This is a genomic window from Methanosarcina acetivorans C2A (genome assembly GCF_000007345.1).
Classification (GTDB): Archaea; Halobacteriota; Methanosarcinia; order Methanosarcinales; family Methanosarcinaceae; genus Methanosarcina; species Methanosarcina acetivorans.
Genome location: NC_003552.1, coordinates 1,024,561 through 1,039,666, shown reverse-complemented (window position 1 = coordinate 1,039,666; position 15,106 = coordinate 1,024,561). Strand labels below are relative to the sequence as shown.

Annotated in this window: 9 protein-coding genes; 8 read left to right on the top strand and 1 reads right to left on the bottom strand. The window is 47.8% G+C overall.

What is annotated here, in order from left to right:
- Positions 1–7 precede the first annotated feature (7 nt).
- The 6 genes from cobN to MA_RS04515 are packed head-to-tail and all read left to right on the top strand — an operon-like array spanning position 8 to position 9,871.
- On the top strand, positions 8–3,916 hold the full coding sequence (gene cobN / locus MA_RS04540) for a cobaltochelatase subunit CobN (protein WP_011020916.1): 3,909 nt from the start codon (positions 8–10) through the stop codon (positions 3,914–3,916).
- A gap of 16 nt (positions 3,917–3,932) precedes the next feature.
- The gene (locus MA_RS04535; RefSeq protein WP_048066150.1) at positions 3,933–5,510 is read left to right on the top strand and encodes a hypothetical protein; all 1,578 of its coding nucleotides are present in this window, start codon (positions 3,933–3,935) and stop codon (positions 5,508–5,510) included.
- A gap of 33 nt (positions 5,511–5,543) precedes the next feature.
- Positions 5,544–7,445, top strand: a complete 1,902-nt coding sequence (locus tag MA_RS04530) for an ABC transporter ATP-binding protein (protein WP_226990758.1) — start codon at positions 5,544–5,546, stop codon at positions 7,443–7,445.
- Positions 7,446–7,470: 25 nt separating this feature from the next.
- Positions 7,471–8,364, top strand: coding sequence for an energy-coupling factor transporter transmembrane component T family protein (locus MA_RS04525; RefSeq protein WP_011020913.1), 894 nt, complete (start codon positions 7,471–7,473; stop codon positions 8,362–8,364).
- Positions 8,361–9,128, top strand: a complete 768-nt coding sequence (locus MA_RS04520) for an ABC transporter ATP-binding protein (protein ID WP_048064988.1) — start codon at positions 8,361–8,363, stop codon at positions 9,126–9,128. Before MA_RS04525 ends, MA_RS04520 begins: the two co-directional genes overlap by 4 nt.
- Entirely contained in the window at positions 9,128–9,871 is a 744-nt protein-coding gene (locus tag MA_RS04515; RefSeq protein ID WP_011020911.1) for an ABC transporter permease, read from the top strand. The genes MA_RS04520 and MA_RS04515 overlap by 1 nt, the downstream gene beginning before the upstream one ends.
- A 327-nt stretch (positions 9,872–10,198) precedes the next feature.
- Here MA_RS04515 and MA_RS04510 read toward each other — a convergent pair whose 3' ends face one another.
- On the bottom strand, positions 10,199–11,203 hold the full coding sequence (locus MA_RS04510; protein ID WP_011020910.1) for a phosphate signaling complex PhoU family protein: 1,005 nt from the start codon (positions 11,201–11,203) through the stop codon (positions 10,199–10,201).
- 894 nt (positions 11,204–12,097) lie between these two features.
- Here MA_RS04510 and MA_RS28395 point away from each other — a divergent pair.
- Positions 12,098–12,745 (top strand): PAS domain-containing protein, encoded by a 648-nt coding sequence (locus MA_RS28395; RefSeq protein WP_011020908.1) that lies wholly within the window; start codon positions 12,098–12,100, stop codon positions 12,743–12,745.
- Positions 12,746–12,775: 30 nt separating this feature from the next.
- Positions 12,776–15,025, top strand: coding sequence for a GAF domain-containing protein (locus tag MA_RS04495; RefSeq protein WP_011020907.1), 2,250 nt, complete (start codon positions 12,776–12,778; stop codon positions 15,023–15,025).
- Positions 15,026–15,106 lie beyond the last annotated feature (81 nt).

Genomic DNA, 15,106 nt, shown 5'->3' with positions numbered 1-15,106 from the left:
GGGAAAAATGAAAATCGTTTCAGTGACCTGGAATTCATACATCCCCACTCTTCTCGAAGCCGCAGAGGGACTTGGAATAGAACTTGAGGCTTACTACTCAAAAATCCTGGAAGAAAGCCCTGAAGAAGCTGAGGAGGTACTCGCTGCGTGTGAGAGTGCCGATGCCATCTTTATTTACCATTTAGCCAACCCGTTCTGGGAAGAGTTCTATGAAAGGCTCGAATCCTTAAAAACAAGAATACCCGTAATCTGTGTTGGAAGCGAACCTTCCAGTTTAACCCTTTCTTCCGTGAAACTTGAGATTGCAGCTACATGTTTTTCTTACTTAATTTACGGAGGGAAAGAAAACTTTGCAAATATGCTGCGCTACATCTTAAAAGAAGTCTTTGGCACCGAAATAGAAGTAAAACCCCCGGAAAAGATCCCATGGGACGGGCTCTATCACCCGGATTCCGAAGAAATATTTTCAAGCCTCCGGGACTACCTGGACTGGTACGGCCCCCTTAAAGACAAAACCGTGGGGCTGCTCATTTCCAGGACTTACTGGGTAAATAACGACCTTGAGATTGAAAAGACCCTCATAAAGGATTTTGAAAAGCTGGGGATTTCTGTTGTTCCCGTTTTTGCGTATTCGTTAAAAGATGAAGAACTCGGGAGCAGGGGCATGAATGAGGTCATTGAAGATTACTTCATGAAAGACGGAAAAACCGTTATAGACGTCCTGGTGAAACTTTCCCCGTTTTTCATAATGAGCAACAAAAAGAAAGGAGATGAAAACTCATGTGCAGCGAAAGGCGTCGAACTGTTACAGAACCTTGATGTTCCTGTTTTCCAGCCAGTTGTTTCCCACCACGTTACCTTAGAACAGTGGCAGGAGTCGAATGGTTTAGACTCGGAGATCGGGTGGGGAGTAGCCATGCCCGAGTTTGAGGGAGTGATCGAGCCCATCCTTATAGGCGCAGGCAAAAAGAAAGAAAACTACATGGGACGAACCCCTATACAGGAACGCTGTTCAAAACTTACATCAAGGGTCCTTAAATGGATTGAGCTCCGGAAAAAGCCGGCAGACCGGAGAAAAATCGCCTTTATCCTGCACAACAGGCCCTGTACGGGGGTTGAAGGTTCGGTTGGGGATGCTGCAAACCTCGATTCCCTTGAAAGCGTGGCAGGGATATTAAACCGGATGCAGGAAGCAGGTTATGCCATTAACCCTCCCCGGGACGGAAAGGAGCTTATCGAGACCATCCTCAGGAAAAAAGCAATTTCCGAGTTCAGATGGACCCCTATCAATGAAATAGTAAAGAACGGCGGGGTTCTGGCTCTTGTGGAAAAAGCAGAGTATGAAGAATTTTTCAATACCCTGAGCCCGAATGTAAGGCAGCGGGTGATCGAAGGGTGGGGAAACCCGCCGGGAGAAGAAGTCAACGGCATCCCTGCTGCAATGGTCTATGAAAACAAGATCGTTGTGACCGGGGTCCGGTACGGAAACGCTGTGGTCTGTGTGCAGCCGAAGCGCGGCTGTGCAGGGGCCAGGTGTGACGGAAAGGTCTGCAAGATCCTGCATGACCCCGATATTCCTCCAACCCATCAGTACCTTGCAACCTACAGGTACCTTGAGAACACTTTTGGGGCCGATGTGCTCGTACATGTAGGGACCCACGGCAACCTTGAGTTCCTGCCCGGAAAAGGGGTGGGGCTTTCAAAAGACTGTTACCCTGATATCGCGATCGGAACAATCCCTCACCTGTACATATATAATTCCGACAACCCCCCGGAAGGCACCATTGCCAAACGCAGGAGCCTTGCCTGCCTGATTGACCACATGCAAACGGTCATGACCTCGGGAGGGCTTTACGGAAGCCTTGAAGAACTCGACAGGCTGCTCGGGGAATACGAACAGGTAAAATACGATAAGGGAAGGACACATGCCCTGAAACACCTGATCCTTGACGAGATTAAAAAATCGAACCTGGACTCCGAGATAAAAGCCGACCACCAGACTCCTTTTGAGGAGATAATAAGAAAAGCGCACGAAGTCCTCGGAAAGATCAGGAACAGCCAGATCCATAACGGGATGCACATCTTCGGCCAGCTCCCCGAAGGCGAGAAGAAAGTCGAGTTCATAAACTCGATTTTAAGGTATGATGAGCAGGAAAATGAAGGAAAAGGGGTTTCGATCCGGAGGCTGATTGCAGGACCTCTGGGGCTTGACCTTGATGAACTGATCTCGGACCAGAGCCTGATTTCAGCAAACGGGAAGTCAAACGGGCAGAGGCTTGAGGAAATCGATTCGCTTTCAAAAGCTTTCATCAGGACCTTCATAGCTAACCCGGAAAAAGAGCCGGTCTCGATAATTAATGAGGTTCTTTCGGGGCAGAATTTTACAGATCAGAGTATTACAGAGCAGAATTTTACAGGAAATAGTATAAACCCTGAAATTTCTCAGAACACTGTAATTTCTCAGAACCCTGTAATTTCTCAGGGCGCTGCCGCACTCTGTGACAGGATTCTGGACCTTGAATCCAGAATAGAAGCCTCTCAGGAAATTGAAGCCCTTCTGCATGGTTTTGATGGGGGGTACATCCCTGCCGGACCTTCGGGACTGATCATGCGCGGAAGGGATGATGTGCTGCCGACTGGCAGGAACTTTTACTCGCTTGACCCGAAACGGGTCCCGACAAAAGCCGCCTGGAGGGTGGGACAGCAGCTCTCCGGGGTTTTGATCGACAAACACCTCCGGGATGAAGGCCGTTACCCCGAAAACGTGGCATTTTACTGGATGGCAAACGACATCATGTGGGCTGATGGGGAAGGCATGGCCCAGATCATGAGTCTGCTCGGGGTCGAACCTCTCTGGCTCGGTAACGGGCGCCTTAAAGGGTTTTCCGTAATCCCCTTAAAAGAGCTGGGCAGGCCCAGGATTGATGTTACGATCAGGATCTCCGGAATCCTCAGGGACAACTTTCCAAACTGCCTGGAGGTAATAGATGAGGCAATCCAGGCAGTGGCTTCGCTTGACGAACCCGAAGACATGAACTACCCGCGAAAACACTCTCTCGGGATGCTTGAGGAAGGTGCGGATTCCAGAGAAGCTACTTTAAGGATCTTTTCAAGCAAACCCGGGACCTATTCCGCAGGGGTCCAGCTTGCAGTCTATGCGAGTGCCTGGAAAGATGAAAAGGACCTGGCAGATATCTTCCTTTACTGGAACGGGTATGCCTACGGAAAAGACGTTAATGGCAGGGAAGCCCACACCCGGCTTGCTTCGAACCTCAAGACGGTTGATGCTACCTTTAACAAAGTAGTCAGTGACGAGTACGACCTCCTGGGCTGCTGCTGTTACTTTGGAGTCCACGGAGGGCTTACGGCTGCAGCTAGGCAGGCTTCGGGCAGGGATGTAAAGGTTTATTTCGGAGATACGAGAGAACCGCAGCATGTGGAAGTCAGGGACATGGCCGACGAACTGCGGAGGGTTGTAAGGACAAGGCTCCTTAACCCGAAATGGATCGAAGGCATGAAACAGCACGGGTACAAGGGTGCACAGGACATTTCAAAGAGAGTGGGAAGGGTCTACGGCTGGGAGGCTTCTACTCAGGAAGTGGACGACTGGATCTTTGATGACATTACAAAGGCATTCGTGCTTGATGAAGAAATGCGCAGGTTCTTTGAAGAGAACAACCCCTACGCCCTTGAGGAAATGTCCCGCAGGCTCCTTGAAGCGCAGTCAAGAGGGCTCTGGAACCCTGACCCGCAGGTGCTTGAAGCCCTGAAAAACTCTTACCTTGAAATCGAGAGCTGGATGGAAGAACTGGCAGGCGAAGGAGAGTTCCAGGGAGGGGCTGTGGAGGTCATGAGCTTTGAAGATGTCCCGGACTGGGAGAAGAAGATGCAGGAAATCCGGAAAATTCTCAAATAAGGAAAAAGGCAGCAGAATGAAAAACATAATTATTTTCCTCCTTGTCCTTGGGCTCGCAATCCAGCCTGCAGCAGCCCTGGGGCAGGCGGAGGACTTTGAACCTGAAGATATGACCACGTTCCTGATTCAGGTCCCGCATGGTGTTGAAGGAAACGGCCTTGCAGTCGGAGGCAGCAACCTTTCCGCATATGTCTTCTTTGAGAGTTACTATGAAGGAAACATGAATGTGACAGTGGAACTTGACTTCCCTGAAGGTTTTGTGCTTCAGGACAAAACTGTCCATTCTTTTTTGCTTCGGACCGAGTACGATGACTGGTACAGGCTCGTGGATTTTTATGTGCCTGCCGACCTCCCCTCCGGAACCTACAATATAACTGCAACTGCGCTTGTTGAGGTTGGAGAAAAACAGCATACCATTGTGCGCAAAACCAGGCTTAAGGTTGCTTCGAAAGAGGAAGTTGCAGAAGAAATCGAAGTATCGGGACTCACGGTGCCCTCCGATGAAGACGGGTACGGAGACCCGAGCCACCCTGCCAGCACCCTGGTTATCCGGGAAACATCTCCTGCACTCAAAAAACTGCTCAAGGTTACAGACCTTAAGATCGATAGGGAGGAACTCACTTCAACCTACATAGGAGTGGAGCTCAGCAACAGAGGAGATAGCAAGGTCCCTGTTGTAATCACCTATGATATCCTCGATATCAAAACCGGAGAACCGGTAAAAGCTTTTAAGCCTGCCATTATGGGGATGGATGCGGATACCTTCTGCTATGCCACCTTAACACTTGATCCGGAATCGAGTTCGCTGGTGAGCCTCCCCCTCTATATATCCGAAAACGCGATGGGAGGAGAGTACCTGCTCAGGGTTAAGGTAAAACTTACAGGCAGCGACTGGGTTGCAGTAACAAAAGACCAGAAGATAACTGCAATCTCAAGGAAATGGGGACCCATAATTATCACTCTTGTTTCCACTTTACTCGGACTGACTGCCACGGGTTTTTTCTTCTCAAGACCCGAGCAGATAATGGACAGATTCAAAACCCGAAACCTTGTGCTTATCGCCCTTTTCGGGACCGTTTCTTTTGCCGCCATAAACCTGCCCATGACTATCCTGTGGGAGCTCTCCCATGCGATATTCGGGCCTTTCAGTTTCCTCTTTACAGGGCTCTTCCATGAAGTCCTCCTCTACATGCTCATTGCCTCGCTTGTTGTCCTGATCCCCAAACCCGGAGTTGTGAGCCTTTTTATGCTGGTCAGGTTCCTGCTCGGAGGCTTTATAACCGGGAGTTTCACCCCGATTACTTTCATAACAATGTCCTTGAGCGCGATACTGCTGGAAGGCCTGATGTATGCTGCCGGGATAACCGGCAAAAACCCAAACCCTGAAAACAGGTTCAGGATGGGAATTGTCTGCGGAATTGCCGACATGGCAAGCGGGTATGCGTCCTTCAGCGTCTGGATGGTGCTTTACAGGCTGTTTTACAGCGACTGGTATATTATGGCAAATATCCTGATCGACGGTTTCCTCTACACTTTCATAGGGGCCTGGTTCGGAATCAGCCTCGGAAACAGGCTGAAAAAGGTGGCGGAATAAAGTCGTATTTTGCGAAAGAAGGAAGGTAGGACGATGATAGAGATCAAAGATCTGTGGTACACTTATCCCGGCAGAACGGAACCGACGTTAAAAGGGGTCAACCTGAAAATAGAGGAAGGGGAATTCGTCCTCCTTACAGGCCCTACAGGCTGCGGGAAAAGCACTTTGCTAAAAACCCTTAACGGCATAATTCCCCATGAATCCGGTGGGGTATTTTCAGGCAGCATCCGGGTCAACGGGATAGAAACCAGAAACTCAAACCAGATGGAACTCTCAAGCGCTGTAGGCCTTGTTTTTCAGAACCCCGATGACCAGATCTTTTCCACAAGCGTTGAGGACGAGGTAGCCTTCGGGCCCGAAAACCTCTGTCTGGATAGAGAAGAGATCGATAAGAAGGTCGAAGAAGCCCTTCGGATGGTCGGGATGGCAGAACACAGGCTGGATTCAACGAATGCCCTTTCCGGAGGACAGAAGCAGAGGATCTGCATTGCAAGCATGCTTGCGATGATGCCTGAAATCCTTGCCATGGACGAGCCCGTAAGCCAGATGGACCCCCTGGGCACCCGGGAAATCCTTAACACCGTGAGAGAACTCAACAGGGAACTGAAGATAACCATCCTGCTGGTTGAGCACAGGCTGCACGAACTTATGTCTTTTGCAGACAGGGTTGTCATAATGGACGGCGGAAAAATAGTCCTTGACCAGCCCACCTCAAAAGCTTTTGATTATATTGAGGTCTTCCACAGGCTGGGGCTTCGGGTTCCCGAACCTGTTGAACTCTGCCACACCCTGGGGATAAAGGCCAGCCCCCTCAGTGCGGAGGAGGCTCTTGCCGTGCTGGGCGCTGGAAATTGTAAAGAAAAAGTAAAAACTCCCCGAAACTTTTCAAACCCGGAAGAAGAAACTGGCAGACGAACTGACCCTGCAGAAAGGAACGAATTTGTAAACACCGGTTCCGGAAATATAAAGTATGGAGACAATAGGTCTGAGAATAAGGGTTCTGAAAATAGAGATTCTATAATATCTATCCGGGACCTTTGGTCAGGATATGAAAAAAACAGGATGGTGCTCAAGGGTATAAACCTGGAAATCCGGAAAGGGGAAAGAGTTGCAATCATGGGAACAAACGGCTCGGGCAAATCAACCCTGCTTCTGAACCTTGCAGCCATGCTTAAACCGTATAAAGGGAGTGTAAAGGTCTTCGGGGGAGACATCCAACCAAGAAACTCATATTCTTTTGCCGGGAGGGTCGGATTCGTATTCCAGAACCCTGACCTAATGCTCTTCTGTGATTCGGTTGATGAAGAGGCCAGATTCGGGCCATTCCAGTTAAAGTACAAGGATATCGAGGAAAGGACAAAGACCTCCCTTGAAGCCATGTCGATTCTGGATCTCAGGCAGGACCTCCCACAGTCCCTGAGCCGGGGACAGAGGCTCAGGACAGCCGTTGCCTCGGTGCTTTCCATAGATCCCGAGATCATTCTCCTTGACGAGCCCACAACAGGGCAGGACAGGGTGAATATCGAACATATGATGAATTATTTCAAAGATAACTGCTCCACACTGGTTTTCTGTACCCATGATATCGAGATTGCAATGCTCTATGCTACAAGGCTCCTTGTGATGGATGATGGCAGGATTATAGCAGACGGGAAGGGAAGAGAGGTCATAAAGAACATCGAAATCCTGAAGCAAGCTTCCCTTACCCAGCCCCCGGTTGTTGAGATTGCGAATTATCTGGGAGTGGACGCTATTTCAATTACGGAACTTGTTGAAGTGCTGACCCGGAGAAGTTCTGAAGTGAAAAAAGATGATGGGGAAAATTATGAAAGAATGAGTTCCGAATTGACAAATTCCGAACTGGCAGATTCCGGAGTGGTAAATTCCGAACTGGCAGATTCCGGAGTGGTAAATTCCGAAGGGATAAAATGCTGACCTGTAGAGATCCTGAAGTGATAATATGATAGGTGCCAGATCAATTGCAGAACCGACGATTAAAGACACAATAATTCACAGGATGGACCCGCGGGCAAAAATCCTGATCCTTATCTCCACGGTTTTTGTAGCGGTAACCCTGGACAATCCCGAAACCATGCTTCTGCTGTTTCTGATCATACTTTCCGGATTTGCACTTGCAAGAATGCCGGCAATAAAGCTCAAAACCCTTGCAATATTACTCACGCTTTTGATCTGGGGAACTATCTACTCTCAGGCCCTTTTTTATTCCCAGCTTCCAAGGACCGTGATTTTTACCATAATCAGCCCTGATGTTCCGGTCCTTGGCTGGCTGACAAGCGGAGGGCTGTTCGTATATGCAGAAGGGCTTCATCACGGCGCAATTCAGGGTTTAAGGTCGGCTTCGATCCTGTCTCTCGGGCTCCTGATGTGCTGGACCACGGACTCAAGGGATATGTTAAACGGGCTTGTGGGGCTAAAAGTCCCTTACAGCGCAGCTTTTATGGTGGTTACAGCAGTCCGTTTCCTACCGATAATAATCACCGAAGTCCTGACCGTGGTCACGGTCCAGAGGCTCAGGGGTTTTAACCCTAAAAGGTTCGGGTCAGGGATCGTAAAAACGTCCCTTAATATCCTGACCCCGACACTCTCAAACTGCGTAAGGAGAACGGGCACCCTTGCAGTTTCGATCCAGAGCCGGGCTTTCCGGGCAAACCCGGACAGGACCTACCTCAAAAAACTGAAGTTTTCGGAATTTGATAAGGCAGTGGTTGCGGTCTGTATTTTTGCTGCAATAAGTATTGTGCTCATAAAGCTGCTTTACAATATGTATACAGGCGGAATTTATTATAGTGCAGGTTTAAGACCTGTTTATGCGCTTGCAAGGGGATACCTGTGATAGAGATAAGAGAATTATCAAAATCCTTCGGAAAACTGATTGCCGTTGATAAGCTCGACCTTGATGTAGGAAACGAGATCTTCGGCCTCCTGGGACCCAACGGGGCAGGCAAAAGTACGACGGTCATGATGCTCACAACCCTGCTAAAACCCAGCAGTGGAACTGCAAAGGTCTGCGGGTATGATATTGTAAGGGAATCAAAAAAAGTGAGGGCAAAGATAAGCTACGTCCCCCAGGATATGGCAGTGGACCGAAAACTCACAGGCAGGGAAAACGTGCTGCTTTATGCAAAACTCTACGGGATTCCGAACCGAAACTCAAAGGTCGACGAAGTGCTTGAGATGATGGCCCTCTCGGACCGGGCAGGCGACCTTGTCAAAACATACTCGGGAGGAATGAGAAGGCGACTTGAACTTGCCCAGGCCCTTGTACACGAGCCTGAAGTCCTTTTTCTGGACGAGCCCACCCTCGGCCTGGACGTAAGCGGCAGAAAGAAAATATGGGAACACATCAGGATGCTAAAAGCCGAAGGGATGACCATTTTCATGACCACACACTACCTTGAAGAGGCAGAAAAGTACTGCAACAGAGTTGCCATTATTGATAAGGGCCAAATAGCAGCTGTCGGTTCCCCTGAAAACCTGATAAGTTCCATCGGAGAAAATGCCTCTCTCAATGACGTCTTCCTCGAGAAAGTCAAGACCCCTGAAGAGCAGGCAGGGTTTAATTCAACCCAGTTCAGAAACCTTCTGAGGCGGAGATAATGAAAACAGGATTCTACTTGAAAGCCGTATTCTACTACTTCGAAAGGGACCTCGTAAAATGGCTCCGGGGCCGGGTAACCGTTGTTTCCTCCCTTGTAATGCCTGCCGCCTGGCTTGTATTTGTCGGGCTTGCCCTCCCCACAAAGTTTACCGATAATTATCTTGAGTTTATCACCCCCGGCATCCTTGTCATGACAATCCTCTTTTCCTCCCTTCAAGGAGGATCACTCATGATTTTTGATAAAATCCTGGGTTTTTTGAATAAATTTCTAGCCATGCCTTCCCCCCGGGAAAGCATGCTATACGGAAAAATCCTCTTTATCAGCATAAGGGGCCTCCTGCAGGCAACCGTAATCCTCCTGATAGCCACCGTCCTCGGAGTAAGAATATCAAACCCTGTAAACCTGGTCCTGATATATCTAACCCTGTTCCTGTTCTCAGTATTTTTCTCCGCCCTCTCAACCATGATAGGACTGCATTTAAGCGACCATGACAGCTATGCAGCCGTGAACAGCATGATCAGCATGCCCCTGTTTTTCACAAGCAGCGCCCTCATGCCCTACGACGTCATGCCCACCTGGTTGAGAACACTGGCAAAACTAAATCCTGTCAGCTATGCCATAGACAGCACAAGAATGCTGTTTGAAGGAGGAATCCCTATCCACGGGCTCATAGGCCTTACCATAGGAGCCGGAATAATGGTACTCCTCGGAACATATCAGTTCCGGAAGGCAGTTGTGTGAAAAAAGTGAATATTAGGAAAAAATGATCAGGGAAAAATAGGGAAAAATTGGAGAAAAATAATAGGGAAAATTTCCCCTTAACCCGGGAAATATTTCCATTGGCCCCGGAAAATGAGGCAAATCCACCATATTTAGCGACTCGGCCAGCCTGTCTGTAGATCCTTCATTTAATCTAATCCTCTTGAGCAAAGCACCTGACTCTACAATAAAGTAGTCCGCTTGAGCGAAGCACCTGACCCTACAATAAAGTAGTCTGCTTGAGCGAGCAAAGCGAGTGAAACGGACCGCGTACTCCCGAGGCGCAACTCGGGTGGCGCAACTCGGGAGTTAGAGCTGCTTTATGTTCATATTAATTGAGACTTCTGCGATATCAGCACTGTATTCGGATACTCTTCTCAGGCTCTCAAGAACCATGCTGAGTTCGATGCTACCTGAACCTTCGCCACTTCTTGGTTCCAGAGAAACTCCAAACTGTGAAACTTTCTTGGCTTCAACAACGATCTGGTTTATAGCCTGTAGGTCTTCTTGCTGCATGGAATCTATGGAGCTTTCAAACACTTTCGTGGAGAGGTCAGCCATCTTGAAAATCGGGTCATCAAGACTGATTCCTGACTCCATTTTAAGAACGTTCCTGGCAATCCTTACTGCGTGGTCTCCTACACGCTCGATACTCTTAGTAATAAGCCTGTAGCCAAGACATTCTCGTGGGTGTCTGATTCCGATTTTTTCTGAAAGCTCAATATCTTCAATTGAAGCCTTAAGCTGGCGGACAGCAAGGAGGTAGAAGCGGTCAACATCGTCGTCCCTCTGGATGACGTCCTCTGCAATCTCCACATTGTGGTCCCGAAGGGCGGTCATGGAGTCCTCAAGCATGGAAAGGACAAGCCCGTACATGTTCTTGATTACACGACTGAGAGGGAGGTCGTTGTAGTTGAGAAGACATTGGAAGACGAGTTCATTTCGGGATTCTTCCACAAGCTCGAGCCCTATGAGTTTCTGGCGCACAGAGTCCTTTATGAATTTGCGATCATAAGCGCTGAAACCTTTTTTGGTGGTCAGCCTGATCACGTCATACCCTACCAGATAATGAGAAATAAGGATTCTCAGGTTGTTTTCCGCACTATCGGAGTGAAGGTAATCTATAGTTGCCTTAAGGGCAGAATGATCTTTAGAAACCGCACTGGAGGAAACCAGCAGGGTTTTGTTCGGCATGGGTGTGAGGGTCAGTGTGTCTCCGGCCTCAAGCCCTATATCTCGGACCCATTTTATAGGAAGAGACACAATATAGGTAGAATTTCCGGTAAACTGGACTTTTCTTTTATCTTTGGTAATAAATAAGCCCCCTGAAGATACTAATGAATATATAAGAATCTATATAGACGATATTGATATATAAAGGTATCCTGAAAGTAGCGGATCAAAAGAAGAAATAACCCATGATCTCGATGTCTAAGTATAGTATATAGGATTGAGAACAAATAACAGAAAAACATAGGATTGCTAAGGATATTACATACAATTTGTGTATAAAAAGAGGATTATAAAAAAATACCTTTTTCCATAAACGGCTCTGGTGAAAACTGAAAATATCACCATCCAGGAAAAATAAAGCCGTCCGGTAACCATGCAGAAAAGAAAATTGCTGAAAAGAAATCAGATCTCCTGTCTTTACATCAACCGAATGACCAGATTCTGCATCATTATAAATAAATAGATTGAGTTCAAAGATATAACAGAAATGCAATTTAAATTGTTAAAAGAATAAATGAAAAATAAAAAAAATAAAAAAATAAATAAGCCAGTACTTCCATTTTATTTGGAAAGAATAAAGCTCTATTGAACTCAGGTAGATCCTGAGCCCACTTAACTGAAAATTCCAGAGGTATTCGGCCATGGAAGGGAAAATCACTTTTAAATATTTTTGCAGGTATGCCCCCGGCTTTCAACATTTACAGTAGTTCAAAATTGGTGATTCCATTCCCTGAACCTCAATATTAGATTTGCTCAAAATCAGTTATTTCGTAGAAATATTCCCTTAACCTCAATATTTACATTAGCTCAAAATCAGTTACTTTGTTGAAGTTTATCCCTTACCTTCCATATATATAGTAGCTTGAAAAGAGTTGATTACGTAAAAGTTTGTTCCCTAGATCCTGAACATTAACAGTAGCTCAAAATGTAATTCACGAATCAGGTAAATAAAAATAAAATTCGGGAAATGAATCGATGAAAAAGTTCGATATAAATCTTGAATCACTAATAAACAGCAGCCCTATAGTCATTTTTTTATGCAAGGCGACTGAAAACTGGCCTGTCGAACTCATCACTGAAAACGTCAGGAATTTCGGCCATGAAGTTGAAGAATTCACATTGAGAGGCGTACGTTACCTTGATATTGTCCACCCTGAAGACAAGGAAAAGGTAAAAGAGGAAGTTGCCAGATGTTCGGAAAAAGGCTGTGCGGAGCTGACCCAGGAGTACAGGATATTTACAGCTTCGGGGGAAGTGCGCTGGGTTGAGGTAAAGGTTCTGATCCGGAGAGATGAAAATGGACGCGTGAGCCATTACCAGGGTACTCTCTGTGATGCTACCCAGCGCAAAAAAGCCGAAGAATCGGTACAAAAGGCGCTGAAAAAGAAGAACGAACTCAAAAACATCATCAAAAGCAGCCCCGTGTTTGTGTTTCTGTGCAAGCCGGAAGAAAGATGGCCTGTTGAATTTGTCTCGGAAAATATTACAAAGCTGGAATATACCCCAGAAGATTTCACCTCAGGAAAAATAAAGTTTGAAGACCTGATACACCCTGAAGACCGGAAAAGAATCCGTTCCGAAGTGGCAAGGTTTTCCAGGGAAGGGTATGAAGAATGCACCTAGGAGTACCGGGTCCTGACAAAGTCGGGTAAAGTGAGGTATATAGATGACAGGACCCTTATCAAAAGGAATGAAAAAGGAGAAATAGTTCATTACCAGGGGATAGTCCTGGACATCACCGAACGTAAGCTTGCCGAAGAGATGATCAAAGGGCAAAACCGGGTACTGGGAAAACTAGCGTCGGGAGCCCCCCTGGAAGAAATGCTCCTGCTCCTCGTCCAGAACGTTGAAAAGATCCGGCCCGGTTCGAGATGCTCGATAATGCTACTTGACCGGGAGAAAAAGCACCTCTTTTACTGCGTTGCCCCCGAACTTCCTGCTTATTACATTCAGAAGACCGACGGGATTGAGATCGGTTTTGGGGCGGCGTCTTTTGGAACTGCTGCCTACATGAAAAAAAGGGTTACCACAGATAACGTGATGGAACATCCCTACTGGACTGAATACAGGGACCTTGCGGCTGAAGCCGGGATTAAAGCCTGCTGGTCCGAACCAATCATTTCGTCCTCAGGAGAAGTCCTGGGAGTCTTTTCCATGTACTACGGCGAAGTACACCGGCCTGAAAAAGAAGACCTGGACTTTATGAAAACAAACGCCCAGCTGGCAGCCATTGCAGTTGAACATAAGCTGGCAGAAGAAACCCTCAAAGAATCCGAACACAAGTTCAGGACCATCTTCAATAACATCAATGACCAGCTGTACATCCGCGAGCCCGAAGGAGAAAGTTACATGGATGTAAACCAGGCGGTGGTAAGCAGGCTCGGATATGACAAGGAAGAGATCCTGAAAATGGAAGCCGAAGAGATTATCCCTGCCGAGTACTGGGCCTCGGTCCGGGAGAACCTCAAGAAAATCCAGAGCGAGGGGTCCAGGGTCTATGAAGCCGGGGCGGTCTGCAAGGACGGCACTGTTGTCCCCCTCGAAGTAAGCGCCAGGATCATTGACTATGAAGGCAAGAAAACTATCCTCTCGGTTGCCAGGGACATCACAGAGCGCAAAAAAGCAGAAGCTGCCCAGAAACTGAACGAAGCCAGGCTCGAAGCCCTTGTGAAACTCAACCAGATGACGGGAGCCTCCTTAAAAGAGATCACGGACTTTGCCCGCGAAGAGGCGGTAAGGCTTACGGGCAGCAAACTCGGGTACCTTGCCTTCATGGATGCCTACGAAACCTCCTTGATCATGCACTCCTGGTCAAAGAGCGCCATGGAAGAATGTGCTATCGAAGACAAGCGCTTCATTTATCCCGTAAAGACTACAGGGCTCTGGGGAGAAGCCGTCCGGCAGCGTAAGCCTATAATCACAAATGACTACACAGCCCCGAGTTCCCTGAAAAAAGGATACCCTAAAGACCACGTACACCTTACCCGCCATATGAATGTTCCAGTGTTTGACGGGGACAGGATCGTTGCGGTTGCGGGAGTTGGAAACAAAGACGAGCCCTATGACGAATCGGACCTGCGCCAGCTCACTCTGCTTATGCAGGGCATGTGGCAGCTCATCCAGAGAAAGCAGCTTGAAGACGCCCTGAAAGCTTACTCGGAAGATCTTTCCAAAGCCAATGACGAATTGAGGTCCCTGAACAGGATAAAAGCGGAATTTATGACCGAAAGCCTGCCCCTTATGAGGGTTGACTACGGCGATTTTATTGATTTTGAGACCTGGGAGGCAATTGAAGACCAGCAGCAGAAGGCAATCGACACCGTTATCAACAGCTCGGAAAGGCTGAAACACATGGTTGATTCCCTGCTCTACCTGAGCCTGGAACAGGCAGGGAAGATAGAGTATTCCTTTGGCGAGGTAGAAATCAAGAAGATACTCTCGGATGTTTACCTCAATCTTGTCCTCCTGATTGATGAAAAAGAACTGAAGGTCGAAAAGGAACTCCCTGCAAGCCTCCCGCCTATCCGTGGGGACAAGCAAAAACTGACAGACCTTTTCACGACCCTGATGGGCAACTCTATCAAGTTTACCCCCCACGGCGGAACCCTGGAAGTGAAAGCTGAAGAGGAAGAAGAGACTATCCACATAACGTTAAAGGACAGCGGAACAGGCATCCAGAAAAGGCTTATCCCCCACCTCTTCCACAGGATCTACCAGGTGGACGATTCCCTCACCCGCAGGTATCAGGGCCTTGAATCGGGGTTCTATATCTGCAAAAACATTGTCAACGCCCATGAGGGGGAAATCTGGGTAGAAAGCGAGGAAGGTTCGGGCACAACCATGCATGTAAGGCTCCCTAAAAAGAAGCCTGAAACCCGACGCATGAATCAAATAGAGTCTTGAATGAATCCTGGATAGAGTCTTGACCTCGATAATATCCTGGATAAAATCTGAAACAGAGTCAGAGTCTTGAATAAAGTTTCA

Excerpts from the sequence above, each read along its gene's own strand:
- MA_RS28395 (WP_011020908.1), top strand. The coding sequence starts at position 12,098 with ATGAAAAAGTTCGATATAAATCTTGAATCACTAATAAACAGCAGCCCT.
- MA_RS04535 (WP_048066150.1), top strand. The coding sequence starts at position 3,933 with ATGAAAAACATAATTATTTTCCTCCTTGTCCTTGGGCTCGCAATCCAG.
- MA_RS04515 (WP_011020911.1), top strand. The coding sequence starts at position 9,128 with ATGAAAACAGGATTCTACTTGAAAGCCGTATTCTACTACTTCGAAAGG.
- cobN (WP_011020916.1), top strand. The coding sequence starts at position 8 with ATGAAAATCGTTTCAGTGACCTGGAATTCATACATCCCCACTCTTCTC.
- MA_RS04530 (WP_226990758.1), top strand. The coding sequence starts at position 5,544 with ATGATAGAGATCAAAGATCTGTGGTACACTTATCCCGGCAGAACGGAA.
- MA_RS04525 (WP_011020913.1), top strand. The coding sequence starts at position 7,471 with ATGATAGGTGCCAGATCAATTGCAGAACCGACGATTAAAGACACAATA.